We start from the raw sequence: 21260 nt of genomic DNA, 5'->3' as shown, positions 1-21260 counted from the left end.
GCGGATGGAGAGCCGGCACGCGGACCCCCTGACGGGTCTGGTGCCGGTGCTCCGCTCGTTCGTCCGCTGGGCCCGGCGGCCACTCCAGCCCGCCGTCCGGCTCTGGCGCCGCAACATCCAGCTGCGCGTGGTCGCCACCACCCTGCTGATGTCCCTCGGTGTCGTCCTGCTCCTCGGCGTCGTCGTCATCGGGCAGGTCAAGAACGGACTGCTCGACGCCAAGCGGCAGACCGCCCAGAGCCAGGCCGTCGGCGGATTCGCCGTCGCCAAGGAGACGGCCCGCGCCCCCGACAGCGGCAGCGCCGGTGCCGACGGCCAGCACAGCCCCGACACCGCGACCTGGCTCAACAGCCTTGTCGAGGGACTCGCCAGCAGCGGCCAGGGCGTCTACTCCGTCGTCGCCCTCAGCTCCAACGCCCAGGAACAGCCCATCAGCCGCACGGCCGACAGCCCCGGCACCCACGCACCCCGCGGCTCCGGCGGCGTCCGGCCCGAGGAGAGCGTGCCCGCGGATCTGCGAAAAGCCCTCGACGAGCGATCCGACGTCTTCGAGCGCTACACCTCGATGAAGAGCGACAGCGTCCCCGACGGCGAGCCCGCCCTCATCGTCGGCCAGCGCCTCAGCGACCCCAACGGCAAGCCCTTCCAGCTGTACTACCTCTTCCCCTTCGACCAGGAGGAGAAGACCCTCGGCCTGGTCAAGGGCACCCTGGCCACCGCCGGGATCTTCGTCGTCGTCCTGCTCGGCGCCATCGCCTGGCTCGTCGTGCGCCAGGTCGTCACACCCGTCCGCATGGCCGCCCAGATCTCCGAGCGGCTCGCCGCCGGGCACCTCCAGGAACGCATGAAGGTCACCGGTGAGGACGACATCGCCCGCCTCGGCGAGTCCTTCAACAAGATGGCGCACACCCTCCAGGTCAAGATCCAGCAGCTGGAGGACCTGTCCCGGATGCAGCGCCGCTTCGTCTCGGACGTCTCCCACGAGCTGCGGACCCCGCTGACCACCGTCCGCATGGCCGCCGACGTCATCCACGAAGCCCGCGCCGACTTCGACCCCGCCACGGCCCGCTCCGCCGAACTGCTGCAGAACCAGCTCGACCGCTTCGAGTCGATGCTCTCCGACCTCCTGGAGATCAGCCGCTTCGACGCAGGCGCCGCCGCCCTGGAAGCAGAGCCCATCGACCTGCGCGACGTCGTACGTCGCGTCGTCGACGGCGCCGAGCCGATCGCCGAACGCAAGGGCAGCCGCATCGTCGTCCACGGCGACGAACGGCCAGTCACCGTCGAGGCCGACGCCCGCCGCGTCGAACGCGTCCTGCGCAACCTCGTCGTCAACGCCGTCGAACACGGCGAGGGGCACGACGTCCACGTCCGCCTGGCCTCCGCCGGAGGCGCCGTCGCCGTCGCCGTGCGCGACTACGGTGTCGGCCTCAAGCCCGGCGAGGCCACCCGCGTCTTCAACCGCTTCTGGCGCGCCGACCCCGCCCGCGCCCGCACCACCGGCGGCACCGGCCTCGGCCTGTCCATCGCCCTGGAGGACGCCCGCCTGCACGGCGGCTGGCTCCAGGCCTGGGGCGAGCCCGGCGGCGGCTCCCAGTTCCGGCTGACCCTGCCCCGTACCGGCGCCGACAGCCTGCGCGGATCACCGATCGCCCTCGAACCCGAGGACTCCCGCCGCAACCGCAACCGCGACCTCGCCTCGACGCTCTCCCACCGCGGCATGCCCCCGGGAGCCACCGCGCTCGACGCCGCCACGCCCCCGGCCCCCTCGCACCACAGCTTCCCGGCGCCGCGCTTCGCCGCGCCCGCCATCCCCTCCATGCCGTTCACCCCGCCACGGCCCCCCGCCGCCGACCCCGCGGCCCTGCCCGGCAACGGCGCACGGGTCGTCGGACACCGCGCGGGCGGCGGCACGGTCACCCACCCCACGACAGCGGACGAGGCGCGGGAGGACGACGACTGATGCGCGCGAAGGGGGGCGGCCTCCCGAGGCCGGCCGTTGTGGGCGTGCTCCTGAGCGGACTCGTGCTGCTCACGGGCTGTGCCTCCATGCCCAGCAACGGCGAGGTGCACAAGGTCGGCGGTGAGAAGCACGCCGACACCGACCCCCAGGTCCGGGTCTTCGGCGTCAAACCGCAGGGCGGCGAGACTCCCAGCGACATCGTCAGCGGCTTCCTCGAAGCCACCACCAGCGATGAGGCCGACTACGCCACCGCCAAGCTCTACATGACCAAGGAGCAGGGCAAGCGCTGGAAACCCGAATCCGGGATCACCGTCCTCGCCGGCGGACCCGCCCAGGTGCAGGAACCGGGCACGACGACGGACGGCAAGGACGGCGACAGCACCCAGATCACCCTCACCGGCGCCAAGGTCGCCACCGTCGACGACCGGCACGCGTACCGCGCCGAGGACGGCACCTTCAGCAGCGGCATACGCCTCACCAAAGAGGACGGCGAATGGCGCATCGCCGGTGTCGCCGACGGCCTGGTGCTGAGCGAGGCCGACTTCCAGCGCTTCTACCGCTCCGTCGACACCTTCTACTTCGCCGCGCCCGGGCCGGGACCCAAGGACGCGGCCGCCAGCCGGGACGCCCTCGTCGCCGACCCGATATACCTGCGCAAGCGCATCAACGCGCTGAGCAACGCCGTCGACGCCCTGCTCGCCGGGCCCACCGACTGGCTGGAGCCCGTCGTCGTCTCGGCCTTCCCCGCGGGCATCCGGGCCGAGGACGTCGAACTCGACGACTCCCAGCGCGTGACCGTGAAACTCAAGAGGTCTCCCGGCGGCGACAGCGCACGATGCGAACGGATGGCCGCCCAGCTGATCCAGACCGTCCAGGGCATGTCCTCCACGCCCGTGCCCTCGGTCGAGCTCAAGGGCCCCAACGGCCGCACCCTGTGCACGCTGCAAAGCGACGACGCCGCCCGCGCGTACGCCCCGGACAAGCTCGTCGGGGACGGCAAGGAGCAGTACTTCATCGACGCGGACCACCACCTCGTCAGCCTCAGCGGCAATGACGTCCGGCCCGTCGCGGTGGCGGGCCCCCTCGGCACCGGCCCGCTCAAGGCGGGCTCCGCCGCCGTGCGGCGCGACGAGCAGTACGCCGCCGCCGTCACCGAGGACGGCGCGAACCTCTACGTGACCGCGCTGAACGCCGACGCCCAGCTCGGCCCCGTCGTCCTGCGCAGCCAGGCCACCGACCCGAAGAACCGCCTCACGACCCCCAGCTGGGACGGCTACGGCGACCTCTGGATCGCCGACCGCAACCCGAACGGGCCGCGGCTGCTGATGCTGCGCGACGGCGCCGGTTCCCCCGTGCCCGTCGCCGTGCCGGAGCTCGGCGACGGGCGCATCGAGTCGCTGCGAGTCGCGGCCGACGGCGTGCGCATCGCCCTGCTGGTCCGGGACGGCGACCACACCACACTGCGGCTCGGGCGGATCGAGCGCACCGGCACCGCCGCCGACCCGAAGATCACGGTGGCGGAGCTGCGCAGCGTCGCACCGCAGCTCGAGGACGTCATGGCGGCGTCCTGGGCGGGGTTCAGCCGCCTGGCGGTCGTGGGACGCGAAGCCGGGGGAGTGCCGCAGATCCAGTACGTGGACGTGGACGGCTCCGGCGCGTCCTCGTCGAGCCTGCCAGGCATCAGCGGAGTGGTGTCGGTGGCGGCCTCGGAGCGCCAGGACGAGCCGCTGCTCGCGGAGCTCGACGGCGGTGTCTTCCGGCTGCAGCCCGACTCCAACTGGAAGGAAGTCGCGCCCAAGGCCAGCTCGCCCGTCTACCCGGGCTGACCGGCAGGGCCGGCTCGTGCCGGGCGTCGCCGCGGAGTTGTCCACAGGCTGGGGACGGGCCTGGCGGTGATGGTCCGATCCCGGCATCGTGGAGTCATGCGGGGAGCGCGCGGAGCACGGGGACAACGTGGGAACGGGGGGCGGCGGGGTCCGCGGGGTCCGCGGGGTCTGCGGGGCGCCCGCGCGGTGCGGTCATGGTGGCGGGAGATCTCGGGGTTGCTGCTGCCGGCCGAGTGCGAGGGGTGCGGGGCGCCGCGGACCGTGCTCTGCGAGGAGTGCGGGGCAGCGCTGCACGAGCCGGGAGCGCGGCAGGTCTGGCCTGACGCACTACCCGAGGGCCTGCCCGCCGTGTGGGCGGCGACCGTCTACGCCGACCAGCCGCGCGCGGTGCTGCTGGCGCACAAGGAGCGCGGCGCGCTGGGCCTGGCCCGCCCGCTGGGCGAAGCCCTGGCGGGCGCGGTCTATGCCGCGGTGCGGGGAGGGGGAGGGGGCGGGGCCCCCGAGACGCGGCGCCCGGAAGGCACTATCACCCCCACCACCCCCCACTCCACCCTCGCCTCCACCCTCCCCCCGTTCCTCCTCGTCCCCGTCCCCTCCTCCCGGCGGGCGGTGGCGGCCCGCGGCCATGACGCGACCCGCCGCCTCGCCCTTGCCGCCGCCGCGGACCTGCGGCGCGACGGACTGTCCGTCCGGGCGGCCGCGGTGCTGCGGCAGCGGCGCGTGGTGGCCGATCAGTCGGGCCTCGGTGCCCGTGACCGGCCCGCGAACCTCTCCGGCGCCCTGACGGCCGTGCGCGGCGCCGACCGCCTCCTGGGGGCCGCCCCCGTGGTGCTGGTGGACGACCTGATGACCACGGGCGCCTCGCTCGCCGCCGCGGCCCGCGCGGTCGAGGATGCCGGAGGCCGGGTCCTGGCCGCGGCGGTGGTCGGCGGCCCGGCACCGCTGCGCCGTCCCGCGGGCGGTCCGGGCGCCCCCGCCACCGCGATCCGGGGTCCGCGACCCTCACCGTGCGTCGAACGGGCGGCCGAGCAGGCGGCCGAACAGGCGTCCGGCCGGGATGTGGAATCCGGAGGTCAGGGCGGATCCCGCAGGTGACGTAACGGGCATTTCACCCAAAAGAAGGTATAGCGCTTCTGGGGGTGCCGACCCCCGGTCCGCGGGTCTATGTTCGGTGGTGAGGGGCGGCGGCGCCCGTTGTGGGCCGCCGTTTCACGGACCGCAGGACGTGGTTCACCCATGGTTCAGTGGGTGAAGATCTGTCTCGCGGGGGAGGAGGAGGTGAGAGTCGCGGCTTCGCCGCCCGGAAGCCTCCGAGCGCGCGGAGCGGCAACGAACGTCGACGCCGGGCGGGACCTGGTGCCCGCCGGCCTCAGCGCAAGGGATCGCCCCGTGAGACCGAGGCGATCCGGGAACGGAGTTCTGCGTGGACATCGTCGTCAAGGGCCGCAAGACCGAGGTGCCCGAGCGGTTCCGGAAGCACGTGAACGAGAAGCTGGAGAAGATCCAGAAGCTCGACGGCAAGGTGATGAGCCTCGAGGTCGAGGTGTCCAAGGAACCGAACCCCCGGCAGGCAGACCGTTCCGACCGGGTGGAGATCACGCTGCGCACCCGTGGCCCGGTGATCCGGGCCGAGGCCGCCGCGCCCGACCCCTACGCGGCGCTCGACGTCGCGGTGAACAAGCTCGAGGCGCGGCTGCGCAAGGCGGCCGACAAGCGCCGGGTGCATCGCGGCGGCAGCCGTACCCCCATGAGCGTGGCGGAGGCGACGGCCGGACTGGCCGCGACCGAGTTCAACGGCACCCCGACCGGCGGGGAGACGTTCACGGGCGTGCCCACCACCAAGATCGGCGGCCGTCTCGAGGTCCAGGGTGAAGGACCCCTGGTGGTTCGCGAGAAGACGCATGCGGCAGCACCGATGACGCTCGACCAGGCCCTCTACGAGATGGAGCTGATCGGGCACGACTTCTACCTGTTCATCGACTCCGACACGGAACAACCGAGTGTCGTCTACCGGCGGCACGGCTATGACTACGGCGTCATCCACCTCAAGGCGGACCCCTCCGTCGAGGATGCGCCAGCCGGCGCGGGCGGAGCGCTCCGCCGGTGAACTAGGGGTCAAGGGCGGCGCTCCCGGGCGGGGAAACGACCATCGCCTGGGGGCGTTGCCGTGCCCGGGCATGGAATCATGGCCGGGCAGCCAATGTACGGGCCGCACCGCCCGGTTGGCCTGGCACGGAAAGTGTGACTACCACGGGCGCCGGCCCGAGGGGGAGGAACCGATGGCGGACAGCTTCGAGCCCGCGCCGGCCGGTGGCGCGGAGCCGGGTACGGGCGCCGCGGGGGACACGGGCGTCGCCGGCGCGCCGCGCAAGGAGCCGATCAGGGTGCTCGTGGTGGACGACCACGCCCTGTTCCGCCGGGGTCTGGAGATCGTGCTCGCGCAGGAGGAGGACATCCAGGTCGTCGGCGAGGCGGGGGACGGCGCGGAGGCGACGGAGAAGGCCGCGGATCTGCTGCCGGACATCGTGCTGATGGACGTGCGGATGCCGAGGCGGGGCGGCATCGAGGCGTGCACCTCCATCAAGGAGGTGGCTCCCAGCGCAAAGATCATCATGCTGACGATGAGTGACGAGGAGGCGGACCTCTACGAGGCCATCAAGGCCGGGGCGACCGGCTACCTCCTCAAGGAGATTTCCACGGACGAGGTGGCCACGGCGATCCGGGCGGTGGCGGACGGGCAGTCGCAGATCAGCCCGTCGATGGCGTCGAAGCTGCTCACCGAGTTCAAGTCGATGATCCAGCGCACGGACGAGCGCCGGCTCGTGCCCGCCCCCCGGCTGACGGACCGTGAGCTGGAGGTGCTGAAGCTGGTCGCCACCGGCATGAACAACCGTGACATCGCCAAGGAGCTTTTCATCAGCGAGAACACGGTGAAGAACCATGTGCGCAACATCCTGGAGAAGCTGCAGCTGCACTCGCGGATGGAAGCTGTGGTGTACGCGATGCGGGAGAAGATCCTCGAGATCCGCTGACTTCGCCTGATCAGGCGGCTCAGGCGGCTCAGGCGGCTCAGGCGTCTCAGACGGCGGCTCCGGCGACGGCTTCCTTGAGGGCCGCGGCGAGTTTGGGGTCGTCGAGGCGTTCGATGCGAACGCTGTCGCAGCCGACCCACGCGGCGGCCTCGCTCAGAGCCTGCGCCATGGGCTCGACGGCGCGCGGGGAGTCCAGCGTCACCTGACGGGCGATCAGTGTGCTTCCCTCGCGGGCCGGGTCGGCGCGGCCGACCAGCCGGCCGCCGGCCAGCAGCGGCATCGCGAAGTAGCCGTGTATGCGCTGGGGCTTGGGGACGTACGCCTCCAGGCGGTGGGTGAAGCCGAAGATGCGCTCGGTGCGGGGCCGGTCCCAGATGAGGGAGTCGAAGGGGGAGAGCAGCGTCGTGCGGTGCCGGCCGCCGCGGGAGGCGCCGGCCAGGGCGGTGGGGTCGGCCCAGGCGGGCTTGCCGCCCCAGCCCTCGACCCGGACGGGCACGAGCCCGGTGTCGGCGATGACGGAGTCGACCTGCTCGCCCTTGAGCCGGTGGTAGTCGGCGAGGTCGGCCCGGGTGGCGACGCCGAGGGCGGCACCGGCCTGGGCGACGAGGCGGCGCAGGCATTCGGCATCGTCGATGTCGTCGTGGAAGAGGGTGTCGGGGACGGCCCGTTCGGCGAGGTCGTAGACGCGCTTCCAGCCGCGCCGCCGGGTGCAGACGACCTCGCCGGTGTCGAGTAGCCACTCCACCGCGATCTTCGTCTCGGACCAGTCCCACCAGGGGCCGCCGTTCTTGGCGCCGCCGAGTTCGGTCGAGGTCAGCGGGCCGTCGGTCTTGAGCCGGTCCAGGACGGCGGCGGTGGAGCGGTCGGCGTCCTGCAGCACGTGCCAGCGGTGGCCGCGGGCCCGCCGGGCGCGGCGGCGGAAGGCGAAGTGCGGCCATTCCTCGATGGGGAGGATGCAGGCGGCGTGCGACCAGTACTCGAAGGCGTGGTTCTCGGTCCAGTACGCGGCCTCGACCGCGGTGCGGCCGACGGCGCCGAGGCGGGCGTAGGGGATGAGCTCGTGGGAGCGGGCGAGCACGGAGATGGTGTCGAGCTGCACCGCGCCCAGCCGGCGCAGGACGCCGCGCACGCCGGCGCGCCGGTCGGGGGCGCCGAGGAAACCCTGGGCGCGCAGGGCGGTCCGGCGGGCGTCGTCGGCGGAGAGGGCCACGGGCGTCGTCATGGGCCCACCCTAGAAGGCGCCACTGACAATCCCCTCGGGGTGATTCCCTCCGGGCGATCCCCTCCGGGCCGCCCCCGCTGTCCCCGCCGCGGTGGCCCGTGGCCCGACCCCCGCCGCGATCACTCGCCCTGGTACGGCAGGTAGGCGGCGGCGCCGGTCAGGCCGAGGTCGGAGGGGAGCAGGGAGCCGATCCACGCGTCGCGCCGGGTGCCCTGGTGGACGATCTTGCCGCGCATGGTGCCCTCCATCCGGAAGCCCGTCTTGAGGGCGACCGCGCGGGAGCCCGCGTTGCCCGCCTCGGCGTACCACTCCAGGCGCTCCACACCGAGTCCCTCGAAGGCCCAGCGGGCAACGGCGCGGGCGGCCTCGGAGGTGAGGCCGCGGCCGCGTTGTTCCTTGGCGGTCCAGTAACCGAGTTCGGCCTGCCGTTCGGCGGTGTTCAGCTGGGCCAGCCGTACCAGCCCCATGGCGCCCACCAAACGTCCTTCGTCGCGCGTGGTGACGGCGAAGTTGTAGACGGTGTCGTCGCGCCAGCCGTCGGGGCAGGTCCGGGTGACGAACTCCTGCGCGTGTTCGTGGGTGTAGGGGGAGGGGACGGGTGTCCAGCGCGGGATCTCCGGGTCCTGGCAGGCGACGCGGACGGCCTCGGCGTCGTCCGGTCCGAAGGGGCGCAGGACGAGGCGATCGGTGGTGAGGGTTATCGGCTCCATGCGTCGGAGTATCCCCGAGCCAGGGGTGCGGTCTCGACCGGATAGGACCGGATCGGGGCGGCGATCGACAGGGAGAACCGCCCGGCTTGGCGACGGACCTCCCGGCCCGCTGGGGTCCTCGCTTACGATGGCCGTTGCAGCGGGGTGTGACCTGCTGTGCCAGCGCGAGAAACCGTGCCAGGCCCGACCGGCAAGGAGTCAGCCTACGTGTCCGTCCTCAACAAGATCCTGCGTGCAGGCGAAGGCAAGATCCTGCGCAAGCTGCACCGCATCGCGGACCAGGTCAATTCCATTGAAGAGGACTTCGTCAATCTGACGGACGCCGAGCTGAGGGCTCTCACGGACGAGTACAAGGAGCGCTACGCGGACGGCGAGAGCCTGGACGACCTGCTCCCCGAGGCGTTCGCCACCGTCCGGGAGGCCGCCAAGCGCGTCCTGGGTCAGCGGCACTACGACGTCCAGATCATGGGTGGTGCGGCGCTGCACTCCGGCTACGTCGCCGAGATGCGCACCGGCGAGGGCAAGACCCTGGTCGGTACGCTGCCCGCCTACCTGAACGCGCTGTCCGGCAAGGGTGTGCACCTGATCACCACCAACGACTACCTCGCCGAGCGCGACTCGGAGTGGATGGGCCGGGTGCACCGCTTCCTGGGCCTGAAGGTGGGCTGCATCCTCGCGAACATGACCCCGGCGCAGCGCCGTGAGCAGTACGCCTGTGACATCACCTACGGCACCAACAACGAGTTCGGCTTCGACTACCTGCGCGACAACATGGCGTGGTCGCGGGACGAACTGGTGCAGCGCGGTCACAACTTCGCGATCGTGGACGAGGTGGACTCGATCCTCATCGACGAGGCCCGTACACCGCTGATCATCTCCGGTCCGGCGGACCAGGCCACGAAGTGGTACTCGGACTTCGCCCGGCTGGTGACCCGCCTGAAGCCGGGCGAGGCCGGCGGCATGGGCAAGGCGGAGACCGGTGACTACGACTTCGACGAGAAGAAGCGCACCGTCGCCATCCACGAGGCGGGGGTTTCCAAGGTCGAGGACTGGCTGGGCATCGACAACCTCTACGAGTCGGTGAACACCCCGCTGGTGGGCTACCTGAACAACGCCATCAAGGCCAAGGAGCTCTACAAGAAGGACAAGGACTACGTCGTCATGGACGGCGAAGTCATGATCGTCGACGAGCACACCGGCCGTATCCTGGCCGGCCGCCGCTACAACGAGGGCATGCACCAGGCGATCGAGGCGAAGGAGGGGGTGGAGATCAAGGACGAGAACCAGACGCTCGCCACGATCACCCTCCAGAACTTCTTCCGCCTGTACTCCAAGCTCTCGGGCATGACCGGTACGGCGATGACCGAGGCCGCGGAGTTCCACCAGATCTACAAGCTCGGCGTGGTCCCGATCCCGACCAACCGGACCGTGCAGCGCAAGGACCGGCCGGACCTGATCTACCGCACCGAGGAGGCGAAGTTCGCGGCGGTCGTCGAGGACATCGTCGAGAAGCACGAGAAGGGCCAGCCGGTTCTGGTCGGCACCACCTCGGTCGAGAAGTCCGAGTACCTGTCGCAGCAGCTGAACAAGCGCGGCGTGCCGCACGAGGTGCTGAACGCCAAGCAGCACGAGCGTGAGGCGCAGATCGTCGCGCAGGCCGGCCGCAAGGGCGCCGTCACGGTGGCCACCAACATGGCCGGCCGTGGTACGGACATCAAGCTGGGCGGCAACCCCGACGACCTGGCCGAGGCGGAGCTGCGGCAGCGCGGCCTGGACCCGGTGGAGCACGTCGAGGAGTGGGCGGCGGCGCTGCCGGAGGCGTTGGAGCGTGCCGAGGCGGCGGTCAAGGCCGAGTTCGAGGAGGTCAAGGAGCTCGGCGGCCTCTACGTGCTGGGCACCGAGCGTCACGAGTCGCGGCGCATCGACAACCAGTTGCGTGGCCGGTCCGGCCGTCAGGGCGACCCGGGCGAGTCCCGGTTCTACCTCTCCCTCGGCGACGACCTGATGCGTCTGTTCAAGGCGCAGATGGTGGAGCGTGTGATGGCGATGGCCAACGTGCCCGACGACGTGCCGATCGAGAACAAGATGGTGACCCGCGCCATCGCCTCCGCCCAGTCGCAGGTCGAGCAGCAGAACTTCGAGATCCGCAAGAACGTCCTGAAGTACGACGAGGTGCTCAACCGGCAGCGCGAGGTCATCTACGGCGAACGCCGCCGTGTCCTGGAGGGCGAGGACCTGCACGAGCAGGTGCGGCACTTCATGGATGACACGATCGACGACTACATCGCGATCGAGACCGCCGAGGGCTTCGCCGAGGACTGGGACCTGGAGCGGCTGTGGGGCGCCTTCAAGCAGCTCTACCCGGTCACGGTGACCGTGGACGACCTGGAGGACGCCGCCGGCGACCGCGCGGGCATCACCGCGGACTTCGTCGCGGAGATGGTCAAGGACGACATCCACGAGCAGTACGACGCGCGTGAGCAGCAGCTCGGCTCGGAGATCATGCGCGAGCTGGAGCGGCGCGTGGTGCTGTCGGTGCTGGACCGCAAGTGGCGCGAGCACCTGTACGAGATGGACTACCTGCAGGAGGGCATCGGCCTGCGGGCGATGGCGCAGCGTGACCCGCTGGTGGAGTACCAGCGCGAGGGCTACGACATGTTCAAGGCCATGATGGACGGCATCAAGGAGGAGTCCGTCGGCTACCTGTTCAACCTGGAGGTCCAGGTCGAGCAGCAGGTCGAGGAGGTGCCGGTGGAGGCCGGTGCCCCGCAGGACGCCGCTCCGACGCTGGTCAAGCAGGACGCCCGTCCGGAGATCCGCGCCAAGGGCCTGGAGGCCCCGAAGCGGGCCGACCGGCTGCACTTCTCCGCTCCCACGGTGGACGGCGAGGGCGGTGTCGTCGAGGGCGACTTCGAGAGCGACGCGGGCCCGGAGTCGGACGGCCTGACGCGGGCGGAGCGCCGCCGCGCGGCCAAGGGTGGACGGCGCCGCAAGAAGTAGCGTTCGCGCGTTCCGGGGCCGGACTCCTGACGGGGTCCGGCCCCGGCCTTTGTCCCGGCGCGGTCAGTGCGCCTCGACGGCGGCGCAGCGCCACCCGGCGCCGGTGCCGACGCGCCCGGGGCCCTCGCGACCCGGGCCCTCACGTCCCGGGCCCTCACGTCCCGGGCCTTCGCGGCCCGCGCGCTCCAGCCGGAAGGCGAGGGCTCGCACGACATGCGGGGTGAGCAGCACGACGGCGCTGACCTCGATGGCCGTCCCGTCCTGGACGGGGGAGAAGCGCGGCGGCTTGAGCAGCCGCGGCAGGTGGCCGCGGGAGACGTAGCGCCAGTCGGCGCGGGCGCCCACGAGGTCCCAGAGCCGGTCGTAGGCCTCGGGCTCCATCCGTCCGGCGAGGCTGGTGATGGGCCGCCGTCCGGTGAGGACCTCCAGCAGCCGCCCGGCGAACCAGACGTGCGGTGGCAGGGCGGTGACGCGCCGCGTGGCCGAGGGCGCGGATGCGGACGCGGGCATGGGTGTGAGGACAGGCATGGTGTGGACCCCCGTGGTCTACCGACTGGTAACCGGGTTGTACGGGGACGGGTGCGGTTCCGGGAAGCCGGGCCCGTGACGTCCGGGAGGCGGTGGGGGATTCACCTATCAGGGGTGGTGCGCCCGTATGCTGACGCCATGCGCGTCTACATCCCCACGACCCTCCCAGGCTTGGCCGAGGCGCACAAGGCGGGTGAGCTGGGCCCTGCCCCGCTGGACGCCTTCGCCGTCACCCCGAGCCTGCGCGAGTGGTACGTCTCCGACGACATCGAGGAACTGGAGTACGCCGCGCTGACCCGCGCCGCCCAGGCCTCCCTGCGGCAGCTGGCCGCCACCCCGGACGCGCCCAGGCGGCGCGTCGTGGTCGCGGTGGACGTCGCCGACGGCGCGGTCTCCTTCGACCCCGACCGCGGCCTGGACCCCTCGGCGCTGGGCGCGGTGCGCCTGGCCGCGCCCGTGCCGATGGCCAGGGCCGCCGCCGTCCACGCCGACTCCGACGAGGCCGGGCCGGACGTCACGGCGGCCGCCGACGCCCTTGGCGCGGCCGACGCGGGCGACGACGACGCGCGCTTCACCGTCGACGGCGCAGAGGACCACGAGTTGCTTTGGTACGCCACCCAGGAGATCCCCTCGCTGATCGCGTGAGGTGACCGTACGGACACGCTGCGAGTGGATTTGACCTGGGCACTTGCCTTGAGGACATGGGGTCTGGGTACGGTTTCGGGTGTGAACGCGCATCTCGTGTGGGACTGGAACGGCACGCTGCTCCATGACATCGACGCGGTGATCGAGGCGACCAACGCCTCCTTCGCCGAGATCGGGCTGCCGCGGATCACGCTGGAGCGTTACCGCGAGTTGTACTGCGTGCCGGTTCCCCTGTTCTACGAGCGGCTCATGGGCCGGCTGCCCACCGAGGAGGAGTGGGAGGTGATGGACGACATCTTCCATCGCCATTACTGGACCCTCGCCGGTACGTGCGGCCTCGCCGAGGGCGCGGCGGAGATCCTGGCGCGGCGCCGGTACGAGGGGCTGACGCAGTCGCTGTGTTCCCTGGCGCCCCACGATCAGCTGATACCGATCCTGCGCACCCATGGCATCGAGAACCACTTCGTCCGGGTGGACGGCCGCACCCAGGGCAGCCACAGCGGCAAGTCCGAGCAGATGGCGCGGCACGTCGCCGCGATGCAGGGGATAGCGGCGGACCGCATGGTGGTGATCGGCGACGCCGTCGACGACGCCGTGGCCGCCCGCCACGTCGGGGCCATGGCGGTGCTCTACACCGGCGGCTCGCACAGCCGGGCCAGCCTGGAGAGAGCGGGAGTGCCCGTCGTCGACACCCTGGAGGAGGCGGTGGAGACCGCCGAGGCCCTCGTCGCCTGAGCCTGGGCCCGCGCCTGACCCAAGCCTGGGCCCGCGCGCCTGACCCAAGCCCGCGCTGTCGCCCACGCCCGCGCCCGGGCCCGGCGCCCCGGCCCCGCCGGGGCCCGGGCGGCACCCGGCCGTCAGGTCACCGGCGCCTTGGAGCGCAGCACCGTGAGGAACTCCCGCATCCACGCCGGGTGGTCCGGCCAGGCGCGCGAGGAGACCACGACACCGTCGACGACGGCCTCGGAGTCCTGGAAGCTCGCGCCGGCCGCCTCCATGTCCATCTCCAGCGCCGGGTAGGCCGTGACGCGGCGCCCGCTGAGGGCGCCGACGGCGGCCGTCAGCAGGGGGCCGTGGCAGATCTGCGCGACGGGCTTGTCGGCGTCGAAGAACGCCTTGAGGACCTTGCGCAGCTCCGGGTCGTTGCGCAGGTACTCCGGGGCGCGCCCGCCGGGGACGACCACGGCCGCGTACTCGCCGGGGTCGACGTCCGCGAAGGCCAGGTCGGCCGGCCAGGTGTAGCCGGGCTTCTCGGTGTAGGTGTCGAAGCCCTCCTCGAAGTCGTGGACGACGAACCTGAGCTTCTTGCGGCTGGGCGCCGCGATGTGCACCTCGTAACCCTCTTCGAGGAGCCGTTGGTACGGGTACATCACTTCCAGCGATTCCGCCGCGTCGCCGGTCACGATCAGGATCTTGGTGGCCATGGCTGGGTGTCCCGCCTCTCGCCGTCTCTGCTGTCCGTCTGCTGTCCGTCCGCTGCGTGCTGTTGCTGCCGCCCCGTCGTCTCGAGCTGCCGTCGTGTGAACGTCTCGATACATCCCCGCGACGTTCCCCTCCTCAACCTGCACCCGCCCGGCCGGACTGTCCAGTTCGTCAAAGATTGGTTCGTGGTTTTGTACACAAAGAGCCCCTGACAGCCCCCCCGGCCGTAGCGATAGCCTTACAGCGTGATCAGCGCTGATCCACCGATCACCACTACCTACGTCACGCAATGGCGCGCGACAGGAGCATGAGGACATGCAGACCAAGCTGGACGAAGCAAAGGCCGAGCTGCTCGCACGGGCGGCCCGGGTAGCTGAGAACAGCCCGGCGGGGGGACAACCTGGCCAGGGCCTCGAGAAGGAGGCGCTGGAAGCCTTCCTCCAGCGCTACTACCTGCACAGTGCCCCGGAGGACCTGCTCGACCGCGACCCGGTGGACGTCTTCGGCGCCGCCGTGTCCCACCACCGTCTCGCCGAGGTGCGGCCGCAGGGGACGGCCAACGTCCGCGTGCACACCCCCTCCGTCGAGGAGAACGGCTGGACGTGCAGCCACACGGTCGTCGAGGTGGTCACCGACGACATGCCGTTCCTGGTCGACTCCGTCACCAACGAGCTGTCCCGGCAGGATCGCGCGATCCACGTCGTCGTCCATCCGCAGATGCTGGTGCGCCGTGACGTGACAGGGAAGCTGCTGGAGGTGCTGGACGCCGCGCCCGGCGACATCGCCGGTGTGCCGCACGACGTGCTGACCGAGTCCTGGATCCACGTCGAGATCGACCGTGAGACCGATCGCGAGGACCTGAAGCAGATCACCACGGACCTGCGCCGCGTCCTGTCCGACGTCCGCGAGTCCGTCGAGGACTGGCAGAAGATGCGCGACGCCGCGCTGCGCATCGGCGACGAGCTGGCCGCGACCCCGCCCGCGCTGCCCGAGCAGGAGGTCGGCGAGGCCTGGGAGCTGCTGCGCTGGCTCTCCGAGGACCACTTCACCTTCCTCGGCTACCGCGAGTACGCGCTGACCACGGAGACCACCCCCGAGGGCGAGGAGGACGTGCTCACCGCCGTCCCCGGCACCGGGCTCGGCATCCTGCGCTCCGACCCGCAGCACCGCGTGGAGGAGTCCGAGAGCGGCCACGCGGTCTCACCGTCCTTCAACCGGCTGCCCGCGGACGCCCGCAAGAAGGCCCGCGAGAGCAAGCTGCTGATCCTCACCAAGGCCAACAGCCGCGCCACCGTGCACCGCCCGTCCTACCTCGACTACATCGGAGTGAAGAAGTTCGACGCCGACGGCAACGTCATCGGCGAGCGCCGCTTCCTCGGCCTGTTCTCCTCGGCCGCCTACACCGAGTCCGTGCGCCGCGTGCCGGTGATCCGCCGCAAGGTGCAGGAGGTGCTGGACGGCGCGGGCTTCTCCCCGGACAGCCACGACGGCCGCGACCTGCTGCAGATCCTGGAGACCTACCCGCGCGACGAGCTGTTCCAGACCGGGCCGGACGAGCTGCGCGAGATCGTCACCAGCGTGCTCTACCTGCAGGAGCGCCGCCGGCTGCGGCTGTTCCTGCGTCAGGACGAGTACGGCCGGTACTTCTCGGCGCTGGTCTACCTGCCGCGTGACCGCTACACCACGGGTGTGCGGCTGCGGCTGACCGACATCCTCAAGGAGGAGCTGCACGGCGCCACCGTCGACTTCACCGCCTGGAACACCGAGTCGGTGCTGTCCCGGCTGCACTTCGTGGTCCGGGTCCCCTCCGGCACCGCGCTGCCGCAGCTGAGCGACCGCGACGTCGAGCGGATCGAGAACCGGCTCGCCGACGCCGCCCGCTCCTGGGCCGACGGCTTCGCCGAGGCGCTGACCTCCGAATGCGGCGAGGAGCGCGCGGCCGAGCTGACCCGCCGCTACGCGCACGCCTTCCCCGACGGCTACCGCGCCGACTTCACGCCCCGCGCGGCCGTCGCGGACCTGCAGCACCTGGAGCGGCTGGGCGGCGAGGACTTCTGCCTCAGCCTGTACGAGCCGGTCGGCGCCGCCCCCGACGAGCGCCGCTTCAAGATCTACCGCACCGGCGCCCCCGTCTCGCTGTCCGCGGTGCTGCCCGTGCTGCAGCGCCTGGGCGTCGAGGTCATCGACGAGCGCCCGTACGAGATGCGCCGCTCCGACGGCACCCGCGCCTGGATCTACGACTTCGGGCTGCGCATCGACCCCTCGCTGGGCGACCTCGGCGACGACGCCCGTGAGCGCTTCCAGGACGCCTTCAGCGCGACCTGGACCGGGCAGGCCGAGAACGACGGCTTCAACTCCCTGGTGCTGCGCGCCGGGCTGACCTGGCGCCAGGCGATGGTGCTGCGGGCGTACGCCAAGTACCTGCGGCAGGCCGGCACGGCCTTCTCGCAGGACTACATGGAGGACACCCTCCGCAACAACGTCCACACCACCCGGCTGCTGGTCAACCTCTTCCAGGCCCGGCTCTCCCCGGACCACCAGCGGGCCGGCAGCGAACTGACCGACGCGCTGCTGGAGGAGGTGGACGCCGCCCTGGAGCAGGTCGCCAGCCTGGACGAGGACCGCATCCTGCGCTCCTTCCTCACCCTCATCAAGGCGACGCTGCGCACCAACTACTTCCAGCGCGCCGACGGCGGCAGGCCGCACGCCTACGTGTCGATGAAGTTCGACCCGCAGGCGATCCCGGACCTGCCCGCGCCGCGCCCGGCGTACGAGATCTGGGTGTACTCGCCGCGCGTGGAGGGCGTGCACCTGCGCTTCGGCAAGGTCGCCCGCGGTGGCCTGCGCTGGTCCGACCGGCGTGAGGACTTCCGTACCGAGATCCTCGGCCTGGTCAAGGCGCAGATGGTGAAGAACACCGTCATCGTGCCGGTCGGCGCCAAGGGCGGCTTCGTCGCCAAGCAGCTGCCGGACCCGGCCGCCGACCGCGAGGCGTGGCTGGCGGAGGGCATCGCCTCCTACAAGACCTTCATCTCCGGTCTGCTCGACGTCACCGACAACCTGGTCGGCGGGCAGGTCGTGCCGCCCGCCGACGTGGTCCGCCACGACGGCGACGACACCTACCTGGTGGTCGCCGCCGACAAGGGCACCGCGTCCTTCTCCGACATCGCCAACGAGGTCGCCACCTCGTACGGCTTCTGGCTCGGCGACGCCTTCGCCTCCGGCGGCTCGGTCGGCTACGACCACAAGAAGATGGGCATCACCGCCCGCGGCGCCTGGGAGTCGGTCAAGCGGCACTTCCGCGAGATGGGCCACGACACCCAGAGCGAGGACTTCACCGTCGTCGGCGTCGGCGACATGTCCGGTGACGTCTTCGGCAACGGCATGCTGCTCAGCGAGCACATCCGGCTGGTCGCCGCCTTCGACCACCGGCACATCTTCATCGACCCCCAGCCGGACGCGGTGACCTCCTACGCCGAGCGTCGCCGTATGTTCGAGCTGCCGCGCTCCTCGTGGGCGGACTACGACACCAAGCTGATCTCGCACGGCGGCGGTGTCTTCCCGCGCAGCGCGAAGGCGATCACGCTCACCCCGCAGATCCGCAAGGCGCTCGGCATCGAGCAGCCGGTGGCGAAGATGACCCCGGCCGACCTGATGAAGACGATCCTCAAGGCGCCGGTGGACCTGCTGTGGAACGGCGGCATCGGCACCTATGTGAAGGCCTCCACCGAGTCGCACCTGGACGTCGGCGACAAGGCCAACGACGCGATCCGCGTGGACGGCGGCGACCTGCGCGTCAAGGTCGTCGGCGAGGGCGGCAACCTGGGCCTGACCCAGCTCGGCCGGATCGAGTTCGCCCAGACCGGCGGGCGGGTCAACACCGACGCCATCGACAACAGTGCCGGCGTGGACGCCTCCGATCACGAGGTCAACATCAAGATCCTGGTCAACGCGGTCGTCGCCGAGGGGGACCTGACGGTCAAGCAGCGCAACTCGCTGCTGGCCGAGATGACCGACGAGGTCGGCGACCTGGTGCTGCGCAACAACTACGCGCAGAACGTGGCCCTGGCCAACGGCATGGCCCAGTCCGCCAGCCTGCTCCACGCCCACCAGCGCTACCTGCGCAGGCTGGTGCGCGACGGCAAGCTGGACCGGGCCCTGGAGTTCCTGCCCTCCGACCGGCAGATCCGCGAGCGGCTGAACGCCGGCCACGGCCTGACCCAGCCGGAGCTGGCCGTCCTCCTCGCCTACACGAAGATCACCGTGGCGGAGGAGCTGCTCACCACCGGTCTGCCCGACGACCCGTACCTGCGGCAGCTGCTCGACGCGTACTTCCCCAAGGCGCTGCACGAGCGGTTCCACGCGCAGATCGACAAGCACGCGCTGCGGCGCGAGATCGTGACGACGGTGCTGGTCAACGACACCGTCAACACCGGCGGCACCACCTTCCTGCACCGCTTCAAGGAGGAGACCGGGGCCACCACCGAGGAGATCGTCCGGGCGCACACCGCGGCCCGCGCCATCTTCGGCCTGGGCGGCGTCTGGGACGAGGTGGAGGCGCTGGACACGGTCGTCCCGGCCGACGTCCAGACCCGGATCCGGCTGCACTCGCGGCGCCTGGTCGAGCGGGGCACCCGCTGGCTGCTCAACAACCGGCCGCAGCCGCTGGCGATCGCGGAGACGATCGACTTCTTCCGGGAGGGCGTCGCCACGGTGTGGGCGGTGCTGCCGAAACTGCTGCGCGGCGCGGACCTGGAGTGGTACGAGTCGATCCACGACGAACTGACCGGCGCGGGCGTGCCGGAGGAGCTGGCGACGCGGGTCGCCGGGCTCTCCTCGGCCTTCCCGGCGCTCGACATCGTCGACGTCGCCGACCGGACCGGCAAGGACCCGCTGGCGGTCGCCGAGGTCTACTACGACCTCGCCGACCGGCTGCAGATCACGCAGCTGCTCGACCGGATCATCGAGCTGCCGCGCGCCGACCGCTGGCACTCCATGGCCCGCGCGTCGATCCGCGAGGACCTCTTCGCGGCGCACGCGGCGCTCACCCAGGACGTGCTGTCCGTCGGCAACGGCTCCTCCACCCCGGAGCAGCGCTACCAGGCGTGGGAGGCGTCCAACAGCGCGCTGATCGGGCGGGCCAAGACGACGCTGGAGGAGATCCAGGGCTCGGAGAGCTTCGACCTGGCGAATCTGTCGGTGGCGATGCGGACGATCCGCTCGCTGCTGCGCGCCCGCCGCTGACGCCGGGGACGGCGGACGCGGCGCCGGGAAGGCGACCGCGGGACGGCAGGGGCCGGGGAGCGAGCTCCCCGGCCCTGCCGCGTCGGCGGGCTCAGCCGACCCGGTACAGCCGTTCACCGGTGCGCGGGCCCTGGGCGACCTGGACGCCGCCCGGCGGGGCCGGCTCGTCCGGCTCGGTCATCACCCACTTCACGTGGTAGCGGCGGGCGATGGCCAGGCGCTGGTCCATGGGCGTCGAGGGGGCGAGGTAGGCGCGCACGTCGGCTTCGCGGCGCTCCCGGGAGGCCGCCGTGGTGGACGGGTCGGGCCAGGCCGGTGACACCAGGAACACGCCGTAGGCGGGCATGACGTGCTTGGGTGTGTACCCGTCGGTCAGCAGGACGTCGCCGACGGCGATGTGCGCTTGCGCCCACAGGTAGCTGGGCCAGGTGCTCAGCCGCTGCAGGTGCAGCGCGGGCGGCACATAGCGCGCCGGGACGATCGCGCCGGCCTGCGCCAGCAGACCCGCGCAGGCCGCCACCGCGGCCAGCGGGGCCAGCACGGTGCGCAGCGCGGTCCACGGCGGGGCCTGCGCGAGCTCCACCGCCAGCGCGAACTGCAGCGGCACCAGCAGCAGCCCGAAGATCCGCCCGAAGGAGTAGGAGCCGCTGAGCCAGCCGTACGCGGCGACCGCGCAGTCCGCGGCGAACATCAGCACCAGCGGGTCGAAGCGGTTCACCCGCAGCCGGTACAGCAGCGCCGGCAGACCGGCCAGGGCCAGGCCGTACCACTGCCACAGGTTCGCGTACAGCCGCCGGTGGACGTCGTCGACGGTGGGGTCGCCGAGCAGTGAGGAGAGGCTGAAGTACGGCCACCAGGCGGCCACCGCGAAGGCGACCGCGCCGGTCAGCGCCCACCGGCCGAAGACCCCGGCGGCGACCGGGGTGCGCTGCATGCCGATGACGAGGGCGACGACGCCGATGACGGTGCCCATCGCCGTGAAGGGGTGGACGAGCAGCACGGTCCCGATGAGCAGCCCGAGCCCGGCGTGCGGCCACGTCCCGGCCACGCCGCGCCGGGCCGCCCGCGCGGTGAGCGCCCACACCCAGAACGTCACGCCGACGGCGAAGGCGCTGGGGTAGGCCAGCCCCCGGATCATCGACTGCAGGCCGAGGAAGCCGCTCCACTCCTTGTACTGCGGCCCCCACAGCAGGACGAACGCGGCGAGTGCCAGTACCGGCGCCCAGCGCCGGCTGCTCAGCACGCGGGTGAAGGCGCCGACACCGGTGACGATCAGCGCCAGGTTGACCGGGCCGCACCCCCTGAGCAGCTGCCAGCCCGGCACGCCGGTCACCTTCGACAGCAGCCCCAGCCCCACGGTGTACGGGGTGAAGTAGGGGCTGCCGGTCCCCGGTACGTCGAGCAGCGGGTTCGCCGGGTGCCGCCAGTCCGCGGCGATGCGCTCGATCGCGGCGGCGTGCTGACCGAAGTCGGAGGCGACGGGGGACTGCCAGGTGCGGTAGGCCACCACCGCCCAGAAGAGGGTGCCGAGGATCAGGTACGGCGTGGGCCGGCGCGCCTCCCGCAGTTCGTACGCCCGGATCCGCCGGTCCCGCTGGGTCAGCACGCCGGTCACCGCAGCCCTCCCGGCCGTCGTCCGCTCGTCACCTCGTCCCCTCGATGCTTGAT

General features: G+C 71.7%; 14 protein-coding genes. 9 read left to right on the top strand and 5 right to left on the bottom strand.

Annotation, left to right across the window (positions count from 1 at the left end; translation table 11 throughout):
- The first annotated feature begins 4 nt into the window (after positions 1-4).
- The 5 genes from mtrB to ACRWNP_RS34655 all read left to right on the top strand — a co-directional run bounded on the left by mtrB (position 5) and on the right by ACRWNP_RS34655 (position 6821).
- Positions 5-1963: an MtrAB system histidine kinase MtrB gene (gene mtrB / locus ACRWNP_RS34675; protein ID WP_431968598.1), complete on the top strand. Its 1959-nt coding sequence runs from the start codon at positions 5-7 to the stop codon at positions 1961-1963.
- Positions 1963-3789 carry an LpqB family beta-propeller domain-containing protein gene (locus tag ACRWNP_RS34670; protein ID WP_431968596.1) on the top strand — a complete coding sequence of 609 codons (1827 nt, stop codon included), beginning with the start codon at positions 1963-1965 and terminating at the stop codon, positions 3787-3789. Before mtrB ends, ACRWNP_RS34670 begins: the two co-directional genes overlap by 1 nt.
- 186 nt (positions 3790-3975) lie before the next feature.
- A complete protein-coding gene (locus tag ACRWNP_RS34665) occupies positions 3976-4884 on the top strand; it encodes a ComF family protein (RefSeq protein WP_431968594.1) in 909 nt (302 codons plus the stop codon).
- A gap of 328 nt (positions 4885-5212) precedes the next feature.
- Entirely contained in the window at positions 5213-5896 is a 684-nt protein-coding gene (hpf, locus tag ACRWNP_RS34660) for a ribosome hibernation-promoting factor, HPF/YfiA family (protein ID WP_431968592.1), read from the top strand.
- A gap of 172 nt (positions 5897-6068) precedes the next feature.
- The gene (locus ACRWNP_RS34655) at positions 6069-6821 is read left to right on the top strand and encodes a response regulator (protein ID WP_018564114.1); all 753 of its coding nucleotides are present in this window, start codon (positions 6069-6071) and stop codon (positions 6819-6821) included.
- 46 nt (positions 6822-6867) lie between these two features.
- Here the strand turns inward: ACRWNP_RS34655 and ACRWNP_RS34650 are convergent, their stop codons facing one another.
- Both ACRWNP_RS34650 and ACRWNP_RS34645 read right to left on the bottom strand, forming a co-directional pair.
- Positions 6868-8043, bottom strand: coding sequence for a winged helix-turn-helix domain-containing protein (locus ACRWNP_RS34650; RefSeq protein ID WP_431968589.1), 1176 nt, complete (start codon positions 8041-8043; stop codon positions 6868-6870).
- A 119-nt stretch (positions 8044-8162) separates the two neighbouring features.
- Positions 8163-8753, bottom strand: a complete 591-nt coding sequence (locus tag ACRWNP_RS34645) for a GNAT family N-acetyltransferase (RefSeq protein ID WP_431968587.1) — start codon at positions 8751-8753, stop codon at positions 8163-8165.
- 207 nt (positions 8754-8960) lie between these two features.
- Between ACRWNP_RS34645 and secA the strand changes: the two genes are divergently transcribed.
- Positions 8961-11753 carry a preprotein translocase subunit SecA gene (gene secA / locus ACRWNP_RS34640; RefSeq protein WP_431968585.1) on the top strand — a complete coding sequence of 931 codons (2793 nt, stop codon included), beginning with the start codon at positions 8961-8963 and terminating at the stop codon, positions 11751-11753.
- 63 nt (positions 11754-11816) lie between these two features.
- On the opposite strand, the gene ACRWNP_RS34635 is transcribed toward secA, so the two are convergent.
- On the bottom strand, positions 11817-12263 hold the full coding sequence (locus tag ACRWNP_RS34635) for an Rv3235 family protein (protein ID WP_431968583.1): 447 nt from the start codon (positions 12261-12263) through the stop codon (positions 11817-11819).
- A gap of 156 nt (positions 12264-12419) precedes the next feature.
- Here ACRWNP_RS34635 and ACRWNP_RS34630 point away from each other — a divergent pair, with 156 nt between their 5' ends.
- Positions 12420-12926, top strand: coding sequence for a DUF6912 family protein (locus tag ACRWNP_RS34630; RefSeq protein WP_431968581.1), 507 nt, complete (start codon positions 12420-12422; stop codon positions 12924-12926).
- 81 nt (positions 12927-13007) lie between these two features.
- Positions 13008-13661, top strand: a complete 654-nt coding sequence (locus tag ACRWNP_RS34625; protein ID WP_431968579.1) for an HAD family hydrolase — start codon at positions 13008-13010, stop codon at positions 13659-13661.
- Positions 13662-13783: 122 nt separating this feature from the next.
- Here ACRWNP_RS34625 and ACRWNP_RS34620 read toward each other — a convergent pair whose 3' ends face one another.
- Positions 13784-14350, bottom strand: a complete 567-nt coding sequence (locus ACRWNP_RS34620) for a DJ-1/PfpI family protein (protein WP_431968577.1) — start codon at positions 14348-14350, stop codon at positions 13784-13786.
- Between the two features lie 313 nt (positions 14351-14663).
- Between ACRWNP_RS34620 and ACRWNP_RS34615 the strand changes: the two genes are divergently transcribed.
- Entirely contained in the window at positions 14664-19592 is a 4929-nt protein-coding gene (locus ACRWNP_RS34615; RefSeq protein ID WP_431968575.1) for an NAD-glutamate dehydrogenase, read from the top strand.
- Positions 19593-19683: 91 nt separating this feature from the next.
- Here the strand turns inward: ACRWNP_RS34615 and ACRWNP_RS34610 are convergent, their stop codons facing one another.
- Positions 19684-21207 (bottom strand): hypothetical protein, encoded by a 1524-nt coding sequence (locus ACRWNP_RS34610; protein WP_431968573.1) that lies wholly within the window; start codon positions 21205-21207, stop codon positions 19684-19686.
- Between the last annotated feature and the right edge of the window lie 53 nt (positions 21208-21260).

It is taken from the genome of Actinacidiphila sp. bgisy160 (genome assembly GCF_965342435.1).
GTDB lineage: Bacteria > Actinomycetota > Actinomycetes > Streptomycetales > Streptomycetaceae > Actinacidiphila.
This window is presented reverse-complemented; position numbering and strand designations above follow the sequence as displayed.

Excerpts from the sequence above, each read along its gene's own strand:
- ACRWNP_RS34645 (WP_431968587.1), bottom strand. The coding sequence starts at position 8,753 with ATGGAGCCGATAACCCTCACCACCGATCGCCTCGTCCTGCGCCCCTTC.
- ACRWNP_RS34655 (WP_018564114.1), top strand. The coding sequence starts at position 6,069 with ATGGCGGACAGCTTCGAGCCCGCGCCGGCCGGTGGCGCGGAGCCGGGT.
- mtrB (WP_431968598.1), top strand. The coding sequence starts at position 5 with ATGGAGAGCCGGCACGCGGACCCCCTGACGGGTCTGGTGCCGGTGCTC.
- ACRWNP_RS34670 (WP_431968596.1), top strand. The coding sequence starts at position 1,963 with ATGCGCGCGAAGGGGGGCGGCCTCCCGAGGCCGGCCGTTGTGGGCGTG.
- ACRWNP_RS34620 (WP_431968577.1), bottom strand. The coding sequence starts at position 14,350 with ATGGCCACCAAGATCCTGATCGTGACCGGCGACGCGGCGGAATCGCTG.
- ACRWNP_RS34615 (WP_431968575.1), top strand. The coding sequence starts at position 14,664 with ATGCAGACCAAGCTGGACGAAGCAAAGGCCGAGCTGCTCGCACGGGCG.
- ACRWNP_RS34630 (WP_431968581.1), top strand. The coding sequence starts at position 12,420 with ATGCGCGTCTACATCCCCACGACCCTCCCAGGCTTGGCCGAGGCGCAC.
- ACRWNP_RS34635 (WP_431968583.1), bottom strand. The coding sequence starts at position 12,263 with ATGCCCGCGTCCGCATCCGCGCCCTCGGCCACGCGGCGCGTCACCGCC.
- ACRWNP_RS34650 (WP_431968589.1), bottom strand. The coding sequence starts at position 8,043 with ATGACGACGCCCGTGGCCCTCTCCGCCGACGACGCCCGCCGGACCGCC.